The organism is Pseudomonas sp. PB120 (assembly GCF_009761815.1).
GTDB lineage: Bacteria > Pseudomonadota > Gammaproteobacteria > Pseudomonadales > Pseudomonadaceae > Aquipseudomonas.
Genome location: NZ_RWIN01000149.1, coordinates 74,547 through 97,405, shown reverse-complemented (window position 1 = coordinate 97,405; position 22,859 = coordinate 74,547). Strand labels below are relative to the sequence as shown.

The following is a 22,859-nucleotide window of genomic DNA, read 5'->3' as shown; positions in this document are numbered from 1 at the left end:
CACCACCACCACCACCACCACCACCACCACCACTGTGGCGAGGGAGCTTGCTCCCGCTGGGTTGCGAAGTAACCCCAATTGCGACTGCTGCGCAGCCGAGCGGGAGCAAGCTCCCTCGCCACAATGAACTTCAGTGCAGCTGGTGGCTGGCCCAGCCCTTGCATTTACCCCCAAAAGCCCTCTCGGCTGGCCTTCATGATGGATGGAGCCGGTGTCTGGGAGGGTCTGCCAAGGGGAATTTGCGACCTTGAATATTCTAGACCTCGACCATAGCCTGACCGCCCAGGCGCCCATTGCGCAGAGGCTCGACAGCGGTCGCGCCAAACGCCTGGACCTGCTCGACCTCGGCCCGAAACTGCGCCTATGGTCCAGTGAGCGAACGTGGCGGCGCTTCGTCGAACGCCTGCAACAACGGCCACGCCACAGCGGGCCGCAGCCGGAAATTTTCTTCGTCGGCTCCGGCGATTATCACCACCTGACCCCGGCCTTCCTGACCGATTTGCCCGAGCCAGTGAGCCTGATCCACTTCGACAATCACCCCGACTGGGTGCACTTTGCCCCGCGCCGGCATTGCGGTTCATGGATCAATCAGGCGCTGAAACTGCCGAACATCCAGCGCATCGTCACCCTCGGCCCGTGCAGCGACGACCTGCAAAATCCACAGTTCAAGGGCGGCAACCTCAACGCCCTCAAGCGCGGTGTGCTGCAGCTGTTCCCGTGGCAGCACCCGCCCTCCAAGGTCTGGGGCCGGGTCGGTGACGGCGCCGGCCATGTCCAGCAGGAAAACCTGCTGCACTGGCGCAATCTGGCGGATCAGGACTGGCCAGAATTTCTCGATCAGATGATCGCCAGCCTGCCCACCCGGGCGGTGTGGATCACCATCGACAAAGACGTCCTGGCCAGCGAAGACGCCGCCACCAATTGGGATCAAGGCAGCATGCGCCTGAGCCACTTGGAGCAAGCGATACGGCGATTGGCGGCCAGCAAGCGAATCATCGGCATCGACATCTGCGGCGAGTACGCCCGCCCTGCGTTCAGCAACGCCTTCAAACGCTGGGAAGCCAAGTCCGACCAGCCGCCGGCCGAACGCTGGAGCGAAGCCGACCTGCTGCGCAACTCGGCGACCAATCAGGCGCTGATCGAGCTGTTCGAGGAACTGTTTCCATGACCTTTACCGTGATCCTGCTGGTGGCGTTTTCCATTGTGCTGGATGTCATCGGCCAGCTCTGTTTCAAGCTCGGCCTGGACCGGTTGCCGGAACTCGAAGGCGGGTTTCGGCTGAACGCTTTCTGGGGCCAGGTGTTCAACGCACCGCTGCTGTGGTGCGGCATCGGTGCCTACGTGATCGAGTTTTTCGTCTGGCTCGAAGCGCTGTCCAGGGCGCCACTGAGCCTGCTGTTCCCGGCGGCGGCGCTGGCCTATTGCGGGGTGGTGCTGGCCGGAAAACTGATCCTCGGTGAAACCGTCAGCCGCCGGCGCTGGCTCGGGACGTTAGTGATTACGGCGGGCGTGATGCTCGTGTGTGTTGCCCATGGATGAGGTTCAATCGATGGTGAGAAAAAACACCGACTGGCTGCATCAGCGGCTCGGTACCGTGGTGCTGTGGGCGTTGTTGATCGGATTTGAAAGTGCCGGCCAGATCGCGACCAAGGTCGGCGGCGATCAACTGGGGCAGATGGATTTCAGCCTGCAATGGTTGATGGCGGTGGCGGTGAATCCCGGCGTTTTACTGGCGATTGCCTGCTATGTCTGCGCGTTTTTTGTCTGGATGTTGATCTTGCGGCGCAGCAGCCTGTCCCTGGCGTTTCCGCTGAGTTCGCTGGTGTTTGTCGGGGTATTGCTCGGCTCCTGGCTGGGGCTGGGGGAGCAGATCAGCGTGCTGCACTGGGTGGGAGTGGCAGTGATCATGGGGGGGATTGCGTTGCTGGCCGAGGGTGAAGAAACCTGAAATTCACCTCAACACCTGTGGCGAGGGAGCTTGCTCCCGCTGGGCCGCGAAGCGGCCCCCGTTTCTTCAAGGGTATCGCGTTAGCCTGTTTTACGACTGCTGCGCAGCCGAGCGGGACGGTGCGGCGTTCCGACAAGCTCCCTCGCCACAAAATCTCAGTCGAACTTGTAGGCCACAGCCACCTGCACTTCCCCCTGATGGGTATCCCCCACCGCTTTGACGATGCTGCTGTCCGCCGCCGAACCCGTCAGGTGAACCCAGCTTGCACTGGTCAGCAGCGACCAATGCGGTGCCAGCGGGAACTCGAAGCTCTGGGTCAGCGCCACGTTCTGCAAACCGCCGCCGGCGTTGTAAGGCCGAAACCCCGAAGCCCGGGACTCATCGGCACTCACGCCGAAAAACGTCTGGTTCTGCCGGGCATCCGCAAAATGCGCGGTGAGGTTAGTGCTGCCGATCACCCCGCCACCCACTGGATAACCGATTTCACCACCGACCCGCCCAAGCACGCCGCCCTGCCCGCCCCCCCCACCCACGGCCTGGCCAACAGATGCAAAGACCCGCCAGAAATCATCCGGGGCGTACTGCACGAACCCGCCGACCTCGCCCATATCCGGCACATCCCGCAAGCCGCGCAGCTCGCCATCGGACGTGCGTCCCGGCAGGTAATTCACGAACGGCCCCGCACTGAAACCGTGGCTCTTGAGCGCGTTCCAGGTCAGCCCGTCGTCGGTGCTGAGGCTGACATCGCCCCAGTCCAGATCGAGGTACGGCACCGGTCGGGTTTCGTAGCGGCTGCCGGTCGGATCATGTGGCTGATAGCTGAGGCCGAGACCCGCATCGCCCGTGATGCCGTCCGCTGAAACGGCGCCCGAAAGGCAAGACAGCGCGGCGAAGAGTGCAACAGTAATCCTCGACATGAGGCAGTTCCCTGATCTGGACATGCGCGCATCAATCCCCGGATCGGGCCTTCCACGCAAGCACTCATGTTGTTTGTAGCGACCTACAAAAATTGTAGCTTCGCCACCACCCTGCCCCGCCACAAGCCCAGCCCCGCTGGGCCGGACCCGATTGGCACAGTCCCTGCTCTACCCCTGTTACAGCGCAGACATCACGCCCTGCGCACGCTTCTTCCAAGACAGGTAATGCAGATGATTGACTGGCATATCGTGTGTGATTTCGACGGAACCATCACCCGCACCGACGTGATCGACAGCATCCTCCAACGGTTTGCCGACCCCAGTTGGGAAGCGATCGAAAACGAATGGCTGGCGGGCGACATCGGTTCCCGGGAATGCCTGAGCCGCCAGCTCGCGCTGGTCAAGGCCACTCCCGCCGAGCTGCTCGGCTTCTTCGACACCGTCGAGATCGATCCGGACTTTCCCGACTTCGTCGACCACGTCATCGGCCTCGGCGCTTCGTTCGAAGTGGTGAGCGACGGCATCGAGCAAGGCATCGCCCGCATCCTGGCCCGCCACTACGTGAGCCTGTTGCCGATCCTCGCCAACCGCCTGCGCCAGGTCGACCACCAGCGCTGGCGCATCGACTTCCCGCACGCCAGCGACGCCTGCCGCGCCGCGTCCGGCAACTGCAAATGCAAATCCACACCCAGCGCTCAACGCGTTCTGGTGATTGGTGACGGCCAGTCCGACATGTGCGTGGCCGCCACCGCCGACTTCGTGTTCGCCAAGGATCGCCTCGCCGAGCACTGCGAGCGCAATGGCATTCCTCACGCACGCTTCGACAGTTTCGCCGAACTCCCGGCGTTGCTGGCTCTGCTGCCGAACGCCAGTGCCGCTAACGCCACCTCTTTCAACACAGAAACTTTCAACGCGGAAACACAGGAACTCTTCCACCATGTCTGATATTCGAATCGCGACCGCAGAAGACCAGATCCTTCTGGATAAAGAAGCCAAATACTGCTCTTACGGCGACACCGTTCACTACATCGACCCGCCGCGTATTTTCAGTCGCTGCGAAGGCTCCTACGTGTGGGACACCGAAGACCAGGCCTACCTCGACCTGCAAATGTGGTACTCGGCGGTCAACTTCGGTTACGCCAACCCGCGCTTGAACAACGCACTGAAACAACAGATCGACACCCTGCCGCAGATCGCCAGCCAATACCTGCACAAGGGCAAGATCGAGCTCTCGGAAATGATCGCGGTCGACGCAAAGAAGAAGTTCGGCCTCGACGGTCGTGTGCACTTCAACGTCGGCGGCTCGCAGTCCATCGAGGACTCGCTGAAGGTCGTGCGCAACGCCACCAACGGCAAAAGCCTGATGTTCGCCTTCGAGGGCGGCTACCACGGGCGCACCCTTGGCGCTTCGTCGATCACCTCCAGCTACCGCTATCGCCGCCGCTACGGCCACTTTGGCGAGCGCGCCAATTTCATTCCGTTCCCGTACCACTTCCGCGGCCCGAAAGGCATGACCAAGGAAGAATACGGCAGCCATTGCGTGCAGCAATTCGCCCGCCTGTTCGAGACCGAATACAACGGCGTCTGGGACCCGAAAGTCGGCCAGAGCGAATACGCCGCGTTCTACGTCGAGCCGATCCAGGGCACCGGCGGCTACGTGATTCCGCCGATGAACTTCTACAGCGAACTCAAGCATGTGCTGGACCAGCACGGCATCCTGATGGTGGTCGATGAAATCCAGATGGGTTTCTGGCGCACCGGCAAGTTGTGGTCGATCGAACACTTCGACGTCAAGCCGGACGTGATCGTCTTCGGCAAGGCGCTGACCAACGGCCTCAATCCGCTGGGCGGCATCTGGGCCAAGGAAGAACTGATCAACCCGAAAATCTTCCCGCCAGGTTCAACCCATTCGACCTTCGCCTCCAACCCGCTGGGCACCGCAGTCGGCCTGGAAATGTTCAAGATGACCAGCGAAGTCGACTACGGCGCGATGGTCATGAACAAGGGCAAGTACTTCCTCGAAGGCTTGAAGGATTTGCAGAAACGCTACCCGATCATCGGCGACGTCGACGGCCTGGGGCTGGCCTTGCGCTGCGAAATCTGCGGCCCGGACGGCTTCACGCCAGACAAGGCGACCCTGGATTTCATGGTCGAAGAAGGCATGAAGGGCGACATCGAAATCGACGGCAAACGCCTGGGCCTGATCCTCGACGTGGGCGGTTACTACAAGAACGTGATCACCCTGGCGCCATCGCTGGAAATCAGTTATCCGGAGATCGACCTCGGCATCGCCCTGCTCGACCGCTTGCTGCATCGAGCGATGAAACGATGAATGAGCACGAGATCGACATGGGCGAAGGCAGCGCCGGTTTCGTTCTCGGCAACGGTGAGGTCGCGGTGCTGTTGATCCACGGCCTCACCGGTACCCCGACCGAATTGCGTCGGGTCGCCATGGGCCTGGCCAAGTCCGGCTGCACGGTGTACGTGCCGACCCTGGCCGGGCACTGCGGCGACAACGCCGACCTGCAAGCCACCGGCTGGCGCGACTGGTACGAAAGCGCCCGCAACACCTTCGTCGGCGTGCGGCGTAAACACGAGCATGTGTTCGTCGGTGGCTTGTCGATGGGCGCGGTGCTGTCGATGTACCTCGCCGCCGAACATCCGGGGCAGATTGAAGGCTTGTTGCTGTACTCGACGACCTTGCGCTACGACGGCTGGAACATGCCCTGGGTGGCGAAACTGAGCAGCCTGGTCATGTCGATTCCGTTTGGCGTTCACCTGTGCCGCTTCAACGAAAAATCGCCGTACGGCATTAAGGATGAACGCCTGCGGGCGATTGTCGAGCGGCAGATGAAGGCCGGCGAAAGCAGCAACGCCGGGCTGCTGACCATGTCCGGGGTGAGCGTGCGGGAACTGCATCGGCTGGTGGCGGCGGTAAAGAAACGCATGCCGCAAATCACCACGCAAACGCTGGTCCTGCACTCGCGGGAAGACGACATCACCAGCCGCTGGAACGCCGATTATGTGGAACGCAAACTCGGCGGGCCGGTGGTGAAGATCCTGCTGGACGACTGCTATCACATGATCACCGTCGACCTGCAATACCGCCGCGTCGTGGAGCTGAGCGTGGACTTTATTCAGCACCGTTTCCAGCAACAGCCACATCCCGTGCACCAGGACTATCGGCAACTGGCCTGAACACATTGCCATACCCCGATCCTGTAGCAGCTGGCGAAGCCTGCGTCCGGCTGCGAAGCAGTCGTAAAACCGGACAACGCAGTCCTTCTGACACACCGCAGCGCCTGATTTTACGGCTGCTGCGCAGCCGGACGCAGGCTTCGCCAGCTGCTACAGGGATCAGGGGGTGGCAGTCATTGCTGGAAATTTTAAGGAAACGCTGTGATCACTGCCCTCGCCTTTTCGACGATCGAAGCCATCGACCGCGATGCCTGGAATGACTGTTTCCCCGATGAGCTGGAGAACTGGGATTACTACCGAGCCGTTGAGCGGGCCGGTGTTGCCGGTTTCCAGTGGCGTTATCTGGCGTTGTACGAGGGCGAGTTATTAAAAGCGGCCGTCGTGGCGTTCACCACCGCCTACTCGCTGGACACGACGGTTCAGGGCCTGGGCAAACGCATCAGCCAACGGCTGCGCCACTGGTGGCCGAATTTGCTCGATGTGCGCCTCTACGCCCTCGGTTCGCCGGTGGCCGAGCAATGCCATGTCGGCACGGCCAGCCACCTGCCGGCCGATCAGCGCCCGGCCTTGCTTGAGCAGTTGTTGACCCTGGCGCGCAACGACGCCGATCAGGCCGGCATCGGTCTGCTGGCGGTCAAGGATGCCTCGCATCGGGACCCGCAGTGGATGCAGGCCTGCCATGACGCCGGCCTGCAAAGCATGCCCGGCTTGCCCGGCGCAGAACTGCCGATCAGCTTTGGTTCGGTGGATGCGTACCTCGGCAGCCTTGGCAAATCCACCCGAAAAGACCTGCGCCGCACGTTGCGCGGTCAAGGGCTGCGCATCGAATGGCGGCGCTCGGTCGACGACCTGCTCCCGCGCATGATGGAGCTCTACCAAGCCACCCTCACCCGCAGCGACCTGACCTTCGAACGCCTGCCGCCCGGTTACTTCCGCCAGGTGCTGGAACACCTCGATCAACGGGCCGCGTGCGTGCTGTACTGGCTCGGCGATGAACTGGTGGCCTTCAACCTGGTGCTGCTGGATGAAACTCGGCTGGTGGACAAGTTTTTCGCCCATGACCTGGCGCAAACCCGTGAGCACAATCTGTATGTGCGCAGCTGGCTGGCCAATGTCGACTACTGTATTGAACAGGGCATAGGCCTCTACGCGTGCGGTCAGGCCGGTTATGCCAGTAAGCTGCGCCTGGGTTGCTCGTTCATTGGCAACACCGTATTTTTCGGCCATCGCAATCGCCTGCTCGATGGCCTGCTGCGCCTGCTGAAACTGTTTATCCGACCGGACCGATCCGACCCAGCCATGGCTGCTGCAATAAGCGAAGCACGATGATCAAAGACTCACGCGACACCGCCCGACCTTTCGCCCTCTCCGGCTGGAGCCTGCAGCGCAAACTGGTGCTGGCGTTCTGGCTGGTCAGCGTGATCCCGACGATGATTGCCGCCGAATTGGCGGCCACCACGCTGTCGCAGATTTTCGACAGCAACGTGCGGATCTGGCTGCAGGAGTCGACCAAGATCGTCGAGGACGAGATCAGCGAAATCCTGCGCGACAACGCCAGGGTCGCGCAGTTGTTCCTGCGCTACACGCGCCCACCGACGGATCGGCTGTCGGTCAAGCACGACAAACTGACCACCGACATTGCCGATTCGATGGGCATCGACGTGGTGGCGCTGGTGCGCAACAGCGATCACAAAGTGGTCTTCAGCACCGCCGCCGACGACGTCGTCCGCCAGATCAGCACCGCGCCCAAAGCGGTACTGCAGACGTTGCAAGTCGGTGGTGTCGCGACCGGCACCGTGGTTTCGACCTTCGAGACCGAGCAGGACGGGGTCGATTACAAACTGGTGATCGCCACTTATCTGGACAGCAGCTTCCTGACCAGCGTGGCCGACGTGCACTCCCTCGACCTGCGCCTTTATCTGGCCAAGGCCGATGACTTCTCGGAGATCTTTTCCACCCAGCGCTTCGAGGATCACCCGCCGGCCGTACCGGAAAAAATCGAACAGATGCTGCGCAGCACCAAGCAGCCGATCGAACAATCCACCAGCCGCTACAGCGGCATCTACCGGCCGATTCTCAACGAAAACGGTGAGCTTCAGGGCGTGATCTTCAGCGGCCTGCTGCGTCACACCAGCCTGTTGGGCCTGGTAAACCAGAGCAACCTGTTCATCCTGATTTTCCTGCTCAGCTCCGCAGCCTCCCTGACGGTGGGCTGGCTGGTCTCACAGCGCCTGACCAAGCCATTGCGCGGGCTGTCCAACGGTGTGCAAGCGGTGATCGCCGGAGACTACCGCCAGCGCTTGTCGGTGACGGGCGGCGATGAACTGGCGGAACTGAGCAGCACCTTCAACCACATGAGCGAACGCCTCGGCGAGCTTCAGCACCTGGAATCGCAACTGCGTCGCCGCGACCGCCTGCATGCGCTGGGTGAAGTCGCCATGGGCCTGGCCCATGAAATCCGCAACCCGCTGGGCATCATCAAGACCGCCACGCAATTGCTCCATCGGCGCGCCGATTTGCCCGAGACCGACAAGCGCCACCTGGAATACGTGGTCAGCGAAGTCAGCCGGATCAATGACCTGATCACTGACTTCCTCGACTTCGCCAAACCCAGTGCGCCGATGCGCTCGACGCAACTGGCGCGACCGCTGGTGGATGAATTGATCGGCTTCTGTGCGCCGGAACTGGCCAGCCATAACATCGATGTACAGATCGACGATCAAGCCCCCGCCGCCACCCTTTACGCCGATGCGCGACAACTCAAGCAGGCCGGCCTGAACCTGATCGTCAACGCCATCGACGCGATGCCCGCCGGCGGACGCCTGACCCTGGGGATCAGCAGCAACCGGCACTACACGGTGATCAGCATTGGCGACACCGGCCAGGGCATCGAGCCGGACATGCTGGAGCGGATCTTCACACCGTTCGTCACCACCAAGGCCTCGGGCACCGGCCTGGGTCTGGCCAAGGTGTTCTCGATCATGGAGAGTCATGACGGGCGCATCGAATGCATCAGTGAACAAGGTGCCGGGGCGACGTTCACGCTGTACATTCCGGCTAACGGTGAAGACTTGAGCGAGGGCAGCGATGACGCATAACGTACTGGTGGTCGACGACGAGCCCAAGCTCTGCGACCTGCTGGCCTCGGCCCTGAGCCAGAACGGCATTGTGGTGTTCACCGCCGGCAATGGCCTGCACGCACTGAAGGTGCTGGAGGTTGAAGACATTGACCTGGTGATCAGCGACTGGCGCATGCCCGGCATGGACGGCCCGCAATTACTGGCAGAAATCAAAAGCCGTTTTCCGCAATTGCCGGTGATCGTCATGACCGCCTACAGCACGGTGAAAAACGCCGTGCAGTCGATGCGCAATGGCGCCTTCGACTACATCGCCAAGCCGTTCGATATCGATGAACTGGACATCACCGTCAGCAAGGCCCTGCAATTTCGCGACATCCTCAAAGACAACCAGCGCATGCGCGCCGAACTCGATGAACACCGGCAAATCGACAGCCTGATCGGCGACAGCCCGAGTTTTCGGCGGGTGCTGCACGCCATCGACTCGGTGCGTGAAAGCAACGCGACGATTCTGCTGACCGGCGAAAGCGGCACCGGCAAGGAGATGGTCGCCCGGGCCATCCACAACCACGGCAACCGCGCCGACAAACCGTTTGTTGCGGTGAACTGCGCGGCGATCCCCGAAGGGCTGCTGGAAAGCGAAATGTTCGGCCACCGCAAAGGTGCGTTTACTGGCGCCGTGACGGACCGGGTCGGTCGCTTCATGCAGGCCGACAAAGGCACGCTGTTTCTCGATGAAATTGGCGAAATGCCGCTGGCCTTGCAGGCAAAAATCCTACGGGCGCTGCAGGAGCGCGTCATCGAACCGGTGGGCGACCCACGGGAGCGAAAAGTCGATGTGCGGGTGATCGCCGCGACCAACAAAAACCTGCTGGACGCGGTGGCCAACAAGGAGTTTCGCGAAGACCTCTACTACCGTCTCAATGTGTTTCCGATCCCGCTGCCTGCCCTGCGCGAACGGGTCGAAGACATCGCCCCGCTCGCCCGGCATTTCGCCCACACACTGGGCGCCACGGCCGGCAAGCGCTTTACCGGATTCAGCGCGGAGGCCTTGCAGGCCATGGCCCATTATTCGTGGCCGGGGAACATCCGCGAACTGCAGAACTGCGTGGAGCGGGCGACCATCGTCGCGTCCGGCGCGGTGATTGAAGAGCAGGATCTACCGGCCTATCTGTTCGCCTCAAGCCCCGCCAATGCCAGCACGCTGGTCACCGAAGGCAACGTCCCGGCAGACCTCGAAGCGGCGCTGGCCGAGGTCGAGAAAACCTACATCCTGGCGGCCCTGGCGCAGAGCAATGGCGTGCAGGCCGCGGCAGCGCAGCTGATCGGGATATCGGAACGCAGCTTCTGGTATCGGCTGAAGAAGCTGGGGATTCATGTGGACAAGATTGTGCGTTGAGCCTCGACTGCTTTTGCCTGGGTCTCGATAACGCGAAAACGCATTTTGGGAAGCGTCTGACATCAATTCCATTGCGCCCTTGTTAGCGTTGCACTGAACCCGGCTTCAGGACGTTTGCGGTGAGGGGTCATGGATGACCTGTCACTCGCGTTGCATCAACGTTCCGAAGCCTGTGCCACGTCACAGGACAAGGAGTCATGGATGCCAGACGCTAACCGACACGCCCGTTTCAGCCTGACGATCGCCGATTTCGAACACGAGCTTCAGGTGCTCTCTTTCACCGGTCAGGAATTCATCAGCAAGCCCTACGCCTTCAACGTCGAACTGGTCAGCGAAAGACCAGATCTCAGCCTGGATGAGTTGCTGAACAAACGTGCCTTCCTGGCCTTCAACGCCTGCGGCGCGGGCATTCACGGGCAGATTTATCAGGTCGCTCGGGGCGACACGGTCAATCGTCTGACCCGCTATCGCCTCACCCTGGTTCCACAACTGGCCTATCTGGCGCACCAGATCAACCAGCGGGCTTTCCAGCAACTGACAGTGCCGCAGATCATCGAGCGACTGCTGGCGGAACACGGGATCCTTGCTGATACCTGCCTGTTTCAACTGGGCTCGACTTATCCGCCGCGTGACTTTTGTGTGCAATACCAAGAGTCGTCGCTGAACTTCATCCAGCGCCTCTGCCAGGAGGAAGGGCTGCATTACCACTTTCAGCACAGCCGAGATCAGCACGTGCTGGTGTTTGCAGACGGCCAGACCTTTTTCCCGCGTCTCGACGGCTCAACGCCCTACCAGCAGGACAGCGGCCTGGTCGCCGAAGGGCCGGTAATCAGTCGTTTCGATACGCAGCTAAAGGCCGGGACCAGCCGGACATCCCGTCGCGCCTTTCACTTTGAAAAGGCCAGCTTCCGGTTCGAGGCCAGCTATCAACCCGGCATCGGCAAGACCTGGCCGGATCTGGAAGATTACGAATACCCGGGCGGTTTTAACCGGACTGAACGGGGCAATTTCCTGAGCATGCGCGCTTTTGAGCGCCATCGCGTCGAAGCCTTCCAGGCGATGGGCAAGAGCGATCAGCCGACGCTGGTCTCGGGACACTTCATGCAACTGTCCGAACATCCCTGCGACCCATACAACGACCTGTGGTTACTGAACGAGGTTCATCACGAGGGTCGGCAACCTCAGGTTCTCGAAGAAAGCGCGACCCGCATCGATGAGGGTGATGAAGCGAGTTTCCAGGGCTACCGCAATCAATTTGTCGCCACGCCCTGGGACGTGTTTTATCGCCCGCCATTGACCCACGAAAAACCAAGAATATTCGGCACCCAACCGGCCGTGGTCACCGGCCCTAAAGGTGAAGAGATCCATTGCGATCAGTACGGTCGGGTCAAGGTGCAGTTCTTTTGGGACCGTGAAGGTCACTACGACAGCAACAGCAGTTTCTGGGTCCGGGTGTCCGCCATCTGGGCCGGCCACGCCCATGGCAGCGTGGTCATTCCGCGAGTGGGCATGGAAGTGCGCGTGAGTTTTGTGGAGGGTGACCCGGATCAACCGGAAATCAGCAGCTGCGTGGCCAACAGCATCAACCCGGTGCCCTATGAACTGCCCAAGCATAAAACCCGCAGCGTGTTTCGTTCACGAAGTTCGCCCGGCAGCACGGGATTCAACGAACTGCACCTGGAAGACCGTACCGGCCAGGAGTTGATTTACCTGCGTGCGCAGCGGGACATGGAGCAGAAGATTGAACATGACAGCCGCCTGGAAGTGGGCAACGAACGATGGGAAACCATCAAGGGCCAGAGCATCACCGTGCTGAAAGCCAACGAGCGTCGAACCACCCACGGCGACCGCTCGATCCGTGTTGAAGCCAACGACTCCCTGCACGTCACCAACCGCCACACCCGAGTGGATCAAACGCTGGTCGTTGAAGCCGGCCAGTCCATTCACATCAAGGCCGGTGCACATATTGTCCTGGATGCTCCGAGCATCAGCCTCAATGGCGGCGGTGAGCACATTGTGCTGGGCCACGGTGGCATTTTCAGCAGCAGTGAAATCCAGATTGGCGGCCATTCCGTGCCGGTCTCATGCGCCTCGCCCTTAATGCCCGATTCGGTTGATGGGTTGTCTGCGCCTCAAGAACTGCCGCCGGTGATCGCGTCCTCCCAGAGCGGATTGATCACGGTGAGCACCGCGTTAGGAGCGGATTTCTGCCCGATTTGCGAGGCCTGCCGAGCCGGTATCTGCCTGACGGAAGGAGCCGCCGCATGATCGACTCTCTGCCTCACCAATGGATGACCGAACAGCGGCGCCTTGGCCACGAATTGTGTCTGGTACTGGACTCGGAGAATGAACGTGATACCCGGCAGTTGTTGCTGAAGACCAGCCATTTCGATCAATACCAGAGCGTGTACGTCCGAACTCTGGTCACCGATCTGACGGACTCCGGGCCCTTTGTCTTTCGACTTGATCAGCCAAACGACCCACGCATTGAAGACCTGCTGGCGAACCCGCAACGAAATTGGGGCTGGCTTGCCAGCGTTCGAAAAGGCGAGTTGCCGCAACTGGTCAAGCACTGGCAGGAACGGTTGATCATGGGGGTGCGGCCTCATCAAGCGCTGTACCGCTTTCACGACAATCGGGTATTGGCTCGTGCGCTGAAGCATTTGCCGGCCGACGCTTATCCGGCTTACCTCGGACCGGCGATCAACGTCTGCTACTGGAACGCCCCCCACTGGAATATCACCATCAGCCCTGCCCCCGGCATCTACCCCGTACCGGATGCCCCCCTCTGGTTGCGTACTCCTGTCCCAGATTCGCAGGCCACGGAGATTCGCCTGCTCAATGCCCATCGTTACTTGTTGGCCGAGCAGGTGACGGCTTACGCGAAACTCGCCGACGCTCAGGACCCGGACAACTGGTTGCGCGACCGGTTGGCCCTGGCGGAAGCATGGGGCTGGCACGAGCCGGAACAGGTGGAGTTTCTACTGACCCAGGGCCTGCAGGCACCCGCTTATACGCTGGCGCCGTACTGGCAGGCGCGTGCGAATGAGAACCCGGCGGAACACTTTGAACGGGTGCATCGAGAAGCGCAGTTTTGGCAGGGGGTGGAGCCGTTATGAGACGCGTATGGCGCACCGCGACGCTTGGAGGCTGCCTTGTGCTGGCGACAGGCTGCTCCGTGAACAAATCACAGACATTCACCTTCACCGCTGACTTGCCACCCGATTTTGCCTATCAGGCCATTGCTGAGTATGTGCCGGCGAAAGGTGAAACCTGCACCGTCCCGGGAGGGAGAAATACTGCCGTGGGGTTCAATTTGAAATGGCGTGAAAGCTATACGCCGGACTCTGAGATTGCTTTGTACAGGACGGTGAGTGGCTGTCCGTTGGTGATCAGGCGCATCAGGTTGGAAATCAACTCCAGCTACGGCAAATCCCGAGGTGACTTTGGCGGGGACAGCGCCATCGTCGCTGTTCGTGATGATCTGGAGGAGCGGTTCAAACGAACATTCAGCGATGCCGGTGAAAACACCTTTTACGGTCAATGTCAGTGGCTGTTTCGCACGTCAGGCAAGCCGCGCATTCTCAGAAAAATTCTCGACTGCAAAGAAACCGACGAACAGGGCACGCGGGAGCGTGGCCGCCCGTTTTCGGCGTACAGCCCTGATCAGCTGGCGGGTAAAACCGTGAAGATGAAGATTACGTTGGCCAGGGAGGAAAGGCCCGGCTGGGGGGACACCTGGGTCAAAGTGCCCAATGGCTGGAAGCGTTGCATGGGCGAAGGCCTCGAAGAGGAACACGCTTACTGCAATGGCAACTACACAGATTTCAGCACTTTCAAAATGGTGGATGGGCGCATCTGCACCATATACCCCGGCTGCACAGAATAAGGAGCGTTTGACATGACGTCATTGGAGAAAGAGCTGGAATCAGGTTTGAGTAGTCGCATCCTGACATGCCCAGTACAAGGCAGGAGCAGCAGTTTTCAGTTGGTCGATGAGTTCGGTTCTGGCGAGCCTTATGCTGGACTAGCCTACACAGCGATTGATTCGGAAGGTCAAAAATACAGTGGTTATCTGGATATCACGGGTACAGCCAAGATCACTAATCACTTTGCGGGGCCCGTCGCGCTGACTTTTGATCAGAAGTACCAAGGCACTGAGAAGTTATATAAAGACCTGATAACAAGACCGCATTACGCCCTCGAAATCACCGAACTCCAAGTCCGCGCGGAGCAAACCCGTTTTCTAAACCAGAACTCAACCCGCACCAGAGAGAACCCAGCACAAGCCTGTGCCGACGAATACTTCCAGGTAGAAGTACGGCATCTGGTCGAGCATGCCTCCCATTTACCTCCCGAGGTTTATCGTCATTTCCCCCACACCGCGGGGGCCGCAAAAATCATGGGAAAACATGGCGCACTCGGTGTGGCGCTGTTGCCGATGCAGCACACCGTGCTGGAAGTTCGGCCACTGCGGGCTTTGCGCCCCATGCTGTCGACCGCCCCCGAATTCTGCGCGCTCAACCTGTATCAGCTCGCTTTGATGGCCACCTTGAGTTACTGCCCGTTTGGTCAGAAGCCTGATGAGCATCCCGTCACAACCAAGACCGTCAGCTTTCCCCTACAGCCAAGCGTGGGCAATTGGTACGGGGACGCACTGGCCAAGTTTGAAGAACTCGGGAAGGTAGATTCAGCACAAAAAGCAGCCTACTACCCGCTGTATGAAGATGTGCCGTACTCCAAACGTCTGGAAATCGTGCCCTTCGATCCGGATCTCTACGATGCCAATAAGCCGGGTCGAAAAGACGATCAGGAACACCCCGCCAACATTCACTTTCTCGACGACAGCACGCTTGGAGAAAAAGCTACTGACACCCAGGCCTTCATTACGCACAACAACGAACTGATACTGATCGCAGTGCGCGGCACCTATGAACTCATAGCGGATGGCTTGCGCGATGCCGATGCATTCCAGGTACCGTTCGAGGACACCGACAGCAAAGTGCATCGTGGTTTCTACGAAGCCGCGCAGAAAGCCTATGACTTCGTCGTGAAGTACTTTGACAAATTCTATGCCGGGCAAAAGCTCATAATCTGCGGCCACAGCCTGGGAGGAGCCGTGGCATTACTCCTCTCAGAAATGCTGCGTCGCAGGTCAGAAGACTACAACATCCAGCTCTACACCTACGGCGCCCCTCGCGCCGGCGACGCCACTTTCACAAAAGGCGCAGCCTCGCTGGTGCATTACCGCATGGTCAACCACAACGACCCGGTGCCCAGCGTGCCCGGCACCTGGATGAACACCAAGGCTGGCGTTTTCGCAACCGGAGCGGCGCTAACCTTTGTCAACGTACCCGCCGGCCTCTCGGTTTTTTTAGCCGGTATTACCAACTGGACGGGTGAGCCCTACGAACACCATGGCAAGTTGTATCACGCCTTGCCGGTGCAGTTTGGCCGCAAGGAAATGTCCATGATCCTGTGGGAGCCAGGTTGCGACACCATTACCCAGCACGCCGCTTGCACTGTAGCGCTCCAGCAACAACACGGGCTTCCGGACAGACCGACGTTGGTGACTCAATTTTTAAAGGCGGGTAACCACTCAATGGTCGGCGGCTACATTCCCGCGGCCTGGGTCACGCTCCTTCGCTGGCAGGAAGCGCTGAAGTCGAAACGCTCCATCGTGACCGAGCGCGAGTTCGAATGGATAGAGGGGGCACTTCAACGCATCATTCTTCAGCTGCGTTCCAGGCGAAAAGAGTTGCTTAACAGCACCTCTCGTGCCGCTAAAGAAGCCATCGAAACGACAATCCCCGCCCTCAATCTTGAAGTGGATAAAGTACAAGCCACACGTGATCGACTGGCGAGACTTTGGGGCCAGCGCGTTAGCGATAAGAACGTGTATGGATTGTTGGCCGAACAACCAGAACACCTGGCAGAAAATCTTTTGCGCTGGCAGCTACACCCGGAAAATCAGGTTGAAGAGCAGTTGGCCATGGCCCCGAAGACCACGAATGACGACGAGCTGATGGCGTCGATCTACGGCCATGCGCCTGGGGCGCCGTATACCCTCGATATCGATTCGATTACCTGAACGATGGAAATCATGGGGCTCTGCCCACGCTGGATTTTGTTGCGGCCCATAAAACGGGACTGCTTCGCACTCCAGCGGGAGCAAGCTCCCTCGCCACAAAGGTGATCTGTTACTGCCCGTAGACCTTTTGCAGCTGCGCTTGCGTCAGGGCATCTTCGAACGGCACCGGCACCGATTTCACCGCGCCGTAGAGGTTGCGGTAGCGCCAGTAGTTGCCGTTGTTGGCCAGTTGATAGCCACGCTCGACCACGCGCTGGCCATCAAGCACATACCGCAGGGTTTCCTGCGCCGCTTCAGGCGGGGCGGGTTGCATCAGGTCGGTGGCCAGGACGCGCATGGACTCGTCGATGCATTCGTCGAGCACGGCCGTGACCTTCGCCAGGTCGAGCCCGCCGTCGTCGATGCACTTGTTGCCACAGCGCCGAATGGGCTGGCTGGCGACTTCGATCCGCATGCGATACAGCGCCGAACCGGCAATGTCCTGAACCTGCACCTGATTGATCAGCACAAAACTGCCGCGATCGGGGGTGAGCATCAGCTTGGGTTCGATCACCAGACGCGCGGTGACTTGCCCCTCGCCCTGCTTGAGCCCCGCCACTTGGGATGCCTGTTGATAACGCTTCTGCAAGCGTTCCTGCAACGGGGCGCCAGCAAGCAAGTCGGCCATCGGACGTGCGTCCTTTTGTGCCGACTTTTCCGCGTCGCGCTGCAAACTGCCGCTGCCCATCTGGGTATTGATCAGGCTGGCCAGCAGCAACCCGGCCAGCCCGGCGGTGTTACCCGAGCTCGCCACCAGGTTATGACTCGACGACGCCGCTTTCTGCGCCGCCTCTGAGTCAATCACGGTACTGGCACCGACAAACGATGCGGGCAGCTGCATGTCCACTTTGAGGCCATGGGCCTGGACATACGGCAACGCGCTCTGGGCCTTGAAGCCCATTTCAGGTGCCGGTTTCTGCGCGCAGCCGGCCAGCATCAGCAGGGCCAGCGTACTGGCCACCCCGATGGGCCGTTTCATTGCTCGAACGGCGTAATCATTTGCTGACGGCTGTTGTCCATGGCCTGGTAGAAGGCGTTGGACAGGTTGGTGTAAGTCGGCTCATCCCACTCGCCCTGCGCGGCTTGCACGGCAGCGAAGGGTTTGAACCACAGCAGTTTGTTGTCGGCCAGGTCGACCACCATGCCCTGCCCGCTCACCTGCGCCATCGGCACGCTGGTCGGCACGATGCTGTAGTAGCTGCGGGTGGCACCCGTGGCGAAGACATTGACCAGCAACAGACGATCGACGCCATAAGCGCCCTTGATCGGCGTCAGGTCGCGGCCGGTGTAGCCTTCGCGGAAACTGGTTTCCTTGTAGACCTTCAGATCAACCGGCTCGTTGATTCGCTTGGCCTTGTAGCCTTTGGCCTGCAGCTTGGCGACGATGGCGTCAGGCAAGGTGTTGAGGTCACGGGTTTGCCATTTCTCGACGTTGTCGCTGAGCTTGCTGTTGACGCCTTTGTTGATGGCGTAATCGAGAATGCCCTGGTTACCGGTCAATGCCAGTACGGGTTCCGGAACTACGGTGATGGCCACGCCGATGGTCGGCTCCTTGGCATCCCAGAATTGATTGTCCAGCGGGACAGGAGGTTGAACGTGGGCACAGCCGGTGAGGGTCAGGCAGGCGAGCAGGGTCAGTACAGCCCAGGTACGTAAAGCACGGTAAGTCATGAATCAAATCCCTATGATTTAAAGTCGCTGCCTGTATCGGCAGCGACAGCCAAAACCATAGTGGCACATTGATACTTTTTTGACGACAGTAATCTGTCAGCTGACTGTTCCGCCCTTCGCTTCACTCATGATTTGCCGAATCGCCCCGACAAATGTCTCCACCGGCTGTCCGCCACTGACCGCGTATTGGCCGTTGAACACCACCGTCGGCACCGAACTCACGCCACGCGCGAGCCACAGCTTTTCTTCTTCACGAACTTCCTGGGCAAACTCATCGGAACGCAGGATTGCCTCGGCCCGCTGCCGATCCAGGCCTACGCTTTCAGCGATCTGCGCCAACTGCCCTGGGTCGGAAGGGTTGCCGCCATCGGTGAAATAGGCCTTGAACAGCGCCTCTTTCAGATTGAACTGCAAGCCTTCCAGCCCCGCCCAATACAGCAAGCGATGCGCATCGAAGGTGTTGTAGATCCGGCTGTTGCCGTCGGTGCGAAAGGCAAACCCGACATCGGCGCCCCGCGCGCGGATCATCTCGCGGTTCTTCTGCGACTGCTCCGGGGTCGAGCCGTACTTTTCGGTGATGTGCTCAGTGATGTTCTGCCCTTCTGGTCCCATCTTCGGATTCAGCTCGAACGGCTGGAAACGGATCTCGGCCTGGACCTCATCACCCAGCAAATCCAGGGCCCGGGTCAATCCATACAGGCCCACGACGCACCAGGGGCACGACACGTCGCTGACGAAATCGATCTTCAAAGGGCTACTCATCACTCACCTCGCAGACGGGAAACGCGCCGGAAAGAGTGCACGATACACCTGAAGAACCGGGCTGCCATCACAACAGATTCGGCGCAGGCACAGGATCAATCTGTGCCCAATGCGAAGCATCCTCCCGATGCGCCTGCAGATACGGCAACACCGCCGCCAGCAATGGCGCCTTGAACGCCTCCTGGAACCGATGCGCCAACCCCGGAATTAACTTCAACTGGCTACCACGAATATGCGCGGCCAAATGTACCCCATGCATGACCGGCAACAGCGGATCGGCCGTGCCATGCACCACCAGCGTCGGCACCCGCAACTGATTGAGCAACGCCACCCGGCTCGGCTCGGCGAGAATCGCCATGATCTGGCGCTTCACGCCCTCAGGATTGAACGCCCGGTCATACGACACCGCTGCCTGATGCAGCAACGCCTGCCGGTCGTCTGTCACGGTCGGGCTGCCCAGCGCCGCCAGCAAATCGGCCTGCTGTTCAAGGGCCGCTTCACGATTCGGCGCCCCTCGGCGCGACAACAACTGCACCAGCGCCTCACTCGGCGCCGGCAGCCCTTCGGCACCGGAGGTGGTCATGATCAGCGTCAGGCTCTCGACCCGCTGCGGCGCCATGGCCGCCATGTGCTGGGCGATCATCCCGCCCATGCTCGCGCCCAACACGTGGAATTGCTCGACGTGCAACGCATCCATCAACCCCAGCGCATCGTCTGCCATGTCCGTCAGGGTGTACGGCGCCGACACCGGCAAGCCCAGTTTGTAGCGCAGCGCTTCGAAGGTCAGGTTGGCCTCGACCGGCGCCTGCCGCCAAGTGGAGAGACCGACGTCGCGGTTGTCATAACGAATCACCCGAAAGCCCTGCTGACACAGCGCGACCACCACCTCGTCCGGCCAGTGGATCAATTGCCCACCAAGGCCCATCACCAGCAATAACGCGGGGTCCGAGGCACGGCCGATGCTCTGGTACGCCAGGCTTACCTGGGCCAGATCGGCATGTTCAGTCGGAACATTGACATCGCAACGAGACGCCGCAAAGGACGGTAAGCCAAACAACAACGCGGCCAGGAAGGCCGCCATTGATAAAAATCGTGCACGCATGAAAAACACCGAAACGCAGAACCCCAGTAGAGCGCGAGTCTGATGAAGTTTGTACAAGCGCGCTGCCACAGTTGCGTGACAGTTTGATGAAGAGTGCTGAACGGTCATTTTTCAAGACCGCGTTATCGTTCATCGCGAGCAGGCTCACTCCCACCCTGGATTGATGTCGATCACAGAATGTGTGCACGACACCGATTCAATGTGGGAGCGAGCCGGCTCCGGGCGGCGTTCCGACGATGGCGTCCGAACAGACGCTACATCCGTTAAGCCAACTGACTCCGCAACTGCCGCGCCGCCGCCACCATGTTAACCAGCGCCGCTTCAGTCTCCGGCCAGGCCCGGGTCTTCAGCCCGCAATCCGGGTTCACCCACAAGCGCTGCGCCGGAATTCGTTTCACGGCTTTGCTCATCAACTTGACCATCTCCGCCGTGTCCGGCACCCGTGGCGAGTGGATGTCATAGACGCCAGGACCGATGTCGTTCGGGTAGTCGAACGCCTCGAAGGCCTCCAGCAATTCCATGTCCGAGCGCGAGGTTTCGATGGTGATCACGTCCGCGTCCATCGCCGCGATGGCCTCGATCACATCGTTGAATTCGCTGTAGCACATGTGGGTGTGGATCTGCGTTTCGTCGCGCACACCGGAGGCGCTCAAGCGGAAGGCTTCAACCGCCCAGTCCAGATATTCCTGCCATTGCGCCCGGCGCAGCGGCAAGCCTTCGCGGAAGGCGGCTTCGTCGATCTGCACGATTTTGATGCCGGCGTTTTCCAGGTCCACCACTTCGTCACGCAGGGCCAACGCCAGCTGTTGCGCCTGGATTTTGCGCGAGACGTCTTCCCGGGGGAACGACCACATCAGCATGGTCACGGGACCGGTGAGCATGCCTTTCATGACCTTATCGGTCAGGCCCTGCGCATACGTGATCCAGTCGACCGTCATCGCATTCGGGCGGCTCAGGTCACCGTAGATGACCGCCGGTTTGACGCAGCGCGAGCCGTAGCTCTGCACCCAGCCGAAACGGGTGAAGAGATAACCATCAAGCTGCTCGGCAAAGTATTCGACCATGTCGTTGCGTTCGGCTTCACCGTGGACCAGCACGTCCAGGCCCAGCCGTTCCTGGACTTGCACCGCGTGACGGATTTCGCTGTGCATGGCGTCGGTGTAATCGTTGGCCGACAGCTTGCCTTGCTTGAAGGCCTGACGTGCCAGGCGAATCGAGCCGGTTTGCGGGAACGAACCGATAGTGGTGGTCGCGAATGGCGGCAGCTTCAAACGAGCCTGTTGTTGTTCGATGCGCTGGGCAAACGGCGAATGCCGTTGGCTGTCCGCCGCACCGATGGCCGCGATCCGCGCTTGCACGGCGGCCTTATGAATGCGCGGCGACTCGGCGCGACTGACCTGGATTGCACGGCTCTCGGCCAGCGCGGCACGCACCTTGGGCGCTTGCGGATCGTTCAGGGCATCGCGCAGCACGGCGATCTCGCCGCACTTTTGCACGGCAAACGCCAGCCAGCTTTTGAGTTCCGGATCGAGTGAGTCTTCACGGTCCAGGTCCACCGGGCTGTGCAGCAGCGAGCAGGAACTGCTGACCCACAGGTTGTCGCCAAAGCGTTCCTGAGCCGGTTGCAATTGAGCGAGCACGGGCTCCAGTTCGCAACGCCAGACGTTGCGGCCATTGACCAGGCCCACCGAGAGAATCTTGTAGGTCGGCAGGCGATCCAGCACCTGGCCCAGTTGATCCGGTGCACGCACCGCGTCGATGTGCAAACCCTGCACCGGCAAGCCGACGGCCAGGCCGAGGTTGTCTTCCAGGCCGCTGAAGTAGGTCGCCACCAGCTTTTTCAGCGGCGAGTACTGTAGGATGTGATAAGCCCGTTCAAAGGCGTTTTTCCAGGTTTGCGGCAAGTCCAGGGTGAGGATCGGTTCGTCGATCTGCACCCATTCCACGCCTTGAGCTGCGAGGCGACCGAGGATTTCGTTGTAGACCGGCAGCAGGTGTTCCAGCAGGTCGAGCTTGTCGAAATTGCCTTTGGCCTTGCCCAGCCACAGGTAAGTCAGCGGGCCGATGATCACTGGCTTGATGGTGTGGCCGAGGGCTTTGGCTTCGTCGACTTCGTCGAACAGCTGTTCCCAGCTCAGTTTGAAGGACTGATCAGCAGTGAATTCCGGGACCAGGTAGTGGTAGTTGGTGTCGAACCACTTGGTCAGTTCCTGAGCGTATTGAGCCTGGCCATGGTCGCCGCCGCAGCAGCTCGCCGTGGCGCCCCGGGCCATGGCGAACAGGGTGTCGAGGGTTGGCAGGCCGCCAGCATCCCGGGTGCTGTCGAAACGCTCGGGGATCACACCGAAGGCCAGGGAATGCGTCAGCACCTGGTCGTACCAGGCGAAGTCGCCGACCGGCAACAGGTCGATGCCGGCGTCTTTCTGCAATTGCCAGTGCGTGGCGCGCAAGTGGAGGCCGACGCTATGCAGCGCATCCTGATCGAGGTCGCCCTTCCAGTAGGATTCGAGGGCTTTTTTCAGTTCACGGTCCGCGCCGATGCGTGGAAAACCAAGTGTGTGGGCCAGCGCCATGGTGAGTTTCTCCCTTAAAAGTTGGCGTAAAACATGGCGCCATTGTCGACAGCCCACTCAACATGAGACAAACTCAACCTTT

19 protein-coding genes are annotated in these 22,859 nt (G+C 60.4%); 13 read left to right on the top strand and 6 right to left on the bottom strand.

Annotation, left to right across the window (positions count from 1 at the left end; translation table 11 throughout):
* The first annotated feature begins 247 nt into the window (after positions 1–247).
* Genes EJA72_RS27635 through EJA72_RS27625 form a run of 3 tightly spaced genes read left to right on the top strand, consistent with a single transcriptional unit; the run spans position 248 to position 1,948 of the window.
* The gene (locus tag EJA72_RS27635; protein WP_157715038.1) at positions 248–1,168 is read left to right on the top strand and encodes an arginase; all 921 of its coding nucleotides are present in this window, start codon (positions 248–250) and stop codon (positions 1,166–1,168) included.
* Complete coding sequence (locus EJA72_RS27630) at positions 1,165–1,539, top strand: EamA family transporter (RefSeq protein ID WP_157715037.1); 375 nt, start codon at positions 1,165–1,167, stop codon at positions 1,537–1,539. The genes EJA72_RS27635 and EJA72_RS27630 overlap by 4 nt, the downstream gene beginning before the upstream one ends.
* Positions 1,540–1,549: 10 nt before the next feature.
* Positions 1,550–1,948, top strand: a complete 399-nt coding sequence (locus tag EJA72_RS27625) for an EamA family transporter (protein WP_157715036.1) — start codon at positions 1,550–1,552, stop codon at positions 1,946–1,948.
* 155 nt (positions 1,949–2,103) lie between these two features.
* Here the strand turns inward: EJA72_RS27625 and EJA72_RS27620 are convergent, their stop codons facing one another.
* Positions 2,104–2,865, bottom strand: coding sequence for a MipA/OmpV family protein (locus EJA72_RS27620; RefSeq protein WP_157715035.1), 762 nt, complete (start codon positions 2,863–2,865; stop codon positions 2,104–2,106).
* A 231-nt stretch (positions 2,866–3,096) separates the two neighbouring features.
* On the opposite strand from EJA72_RS27620, the gene EJA72_RS27615 reads away from it, so the two are divergent.
* From EJA72_RS27615 to EJA72_RS27570, 10 genes are all read left to right on the top strand, one after another.
* Entirely contained in the window at positions 3,097–3,810 is a 714-nt protein-coding gene (locus EJA72_RS27615; protein ID WP_157715034.1) for an MtnX-like HAD-IB family phosphatase, read from the top strand.
* Complete coding sequence (locus tag EJA72_RS27610; RefSeq protein ID WP_157715033.1) at positions 3,803–5,197, top strand: aspartate aminotransferase family protein; 1,395 nt, start codon at positions 3,803–3,805, stop codon at positions 5,195–5,197. The genes EJA72_RS27615 and EJA72_RS27610 overlap by 8 nt, the downstream gene beginning before the upstream one ends.
* Positions 5,194–6,063: a carboxylesterase gene (locus EJA72_RS27605; RefSeq protein WP_157715032.1), complete on the top strand. Its 870-nt coding sequence runs from the start codon at positions 5,194–5,196 to the stop codon at positions 6,061–6,063. Before EJA72_RS27610 ends, EJA72_RS27605 begins: the two co-directional genes overlap by 4 nt.
* A 201-nt stretch (positions 6,064–6,264) precedes the next feature.
* A complete protein-coding gene (locus tag EJA72_RS27600) occupies positions 6,265–7,392 on the top strand; it encodes a GNAT family N-acetyltransferase (RefSeq protein WP_178129610.1) in 1,128 nt (375 codons plus the stop codon).
* On the top strand, positions 7,389–9,161 hold the full coding sequence (locus tag EJA72_RS27595) for an ATP-binding protein (protein ID WP_157715031.1): 1,773 nt from the start codon (positions 7,389–7,391) through the stop codon (positions 9,159–9,161). The genes EJA72_RS27600 and EJA72_RS27595 overlap by 4 nt, the downstream gene beginning before the upstream one ends.
* Positions 9,151–10,539 carry a sigma-54 dependent transcriptional regulator gene (locus tag EJA72_RS27590; protein WP_157715030.1) on the top strand — a complete coding sequence of 463 codons (1,389 nt, stop codon included), beginning with the start codon at positions 9,151–9,153 and terminating at the stop codon, positions 10,537–10,539. Before EJA72_RS27595 ends, EJA72_RS27590 begins: the two co-directional genes overlap by 11 nt.
* Before the next feature lie 201 nt (positions 10,540–10,740).
* Entirely contained in the window at positions 10,741–12,807 is a 2,067-nt protein-coding gene (locus tag EJA72_RS27585) for a type VI secretion system tip protein VgrG (RefSeq protein ID WP_157715029.1), read from the top strand.
* Complete coding sequence (locus EJA72_RS27580) at positions 12,804–13,658, top strand: DUF4123 domain-containing protein (RefSeq protein WP_157715028.1); 855 nt, start codon at positions 12,804–12,806, stop codon at positions 13,656–13,658. Before EJA72_RS27585 ends, EJA72_RS27580 begins: the two co-directional genes overlap by 4 nt.
* Complete coding sequence (locus tag EJA72_RS27575) at positions 13,655–14,428, top strand: hypothetical protein (RefSeq protein WP_157715027.1); 774 nt, start codon at positions 13,655–13,657, stop codon at positions 14,426–14,428. The genes EJA72_RS27580 and EJA72_RS27575 overlap by 4 nt, the downstream gene beginning before the upstream one ends.
* Before the next feature lie 12 nt (positions 14,429–14,440).
* Positions 14,441–16,630 (top strand): lipase family protein, encoded by a 2,190-nt coding sequence (locus EJA72_RS27570; RefSeq protein WP_157715026.1) that lies wholly within the window; start codon positions 14,441–14,443, stop codon positions 16,628–16,630.
* A 109-nt stretch (positions 16,631–16,739) separates the two neighbouring features.
* Here the strand turns inward: EJA72_RS27570 and EJA72_RS27565 are convergent, their stop codons facing one another.
* The 5 genes from EJA72_RS27565 to metE all read right to left on the bottom strand — a co-directional run bounded on the left by EJA72_RS27565 (position 16,740) and on the right by metE (position 22,777).
* Entirely contained in the window at positions 16,740–17,648 is a 909-nt protein-coding gene (locus EJA72_RS27565) for a hypothetical protein (protein ID WP_157715025.1), read from the bottom strand.
* Positions 17,645–18,340: a hypothetical protein gene (locus tag EJA72_RS27560; protein ID WP_157715024.1), complete on the bottom strand. Its 696-nt coding sequence runs from the start codon at positions 18,338–18,340 to the stop codon at positions 17,645–17,647. The genes EJA72_RS27565 and EJA72_RS27560 overlap by 4 nt, the downstream gene beginning before the upstream one ends.
* 96 nt (positions 18,341–18,436) lie before the next feature.
* Positions 18,437–19,102, bottom strand: a complete 666-nt coding sequence (locus tag EJA72_RS27555; protein ID WP_157715023.1) for a DsbA family oxidoreductase — start codon at positions 19,100–19,102, stop codon at positions 18,437–18,439.
* Between the two features lie 67 nt (positions 19,103–19,169).
* Entirely contained in the window at positions 19,170–20,204 is a 1,035-nt protein-coding gene (locus EJA72_RS27550) for an alpha/beta fold hydrolase (protein ID WP_157715022.1), read from the bottom strand.
* A 263-nt stretch (positions 20,205–20,467) separates the two neighbouring features.
* The gene (gene metE / locus EJA72_RS27545; RefSeq protein WP_157715021.1) at positions 20,468–22,777 is read right to left on the bottom strand and encodes a 5-methyltetrahydropteroyltriglutamate--homocysteine S-methyltransferase; all 2,310 of its coding nucleotides are present in this window, start codon (positions 22,775–22,777) and stop codon (positions 20,468–20,470) included.
* Positions 22,778–22,859: the final 82 nt, after the last annotated feature.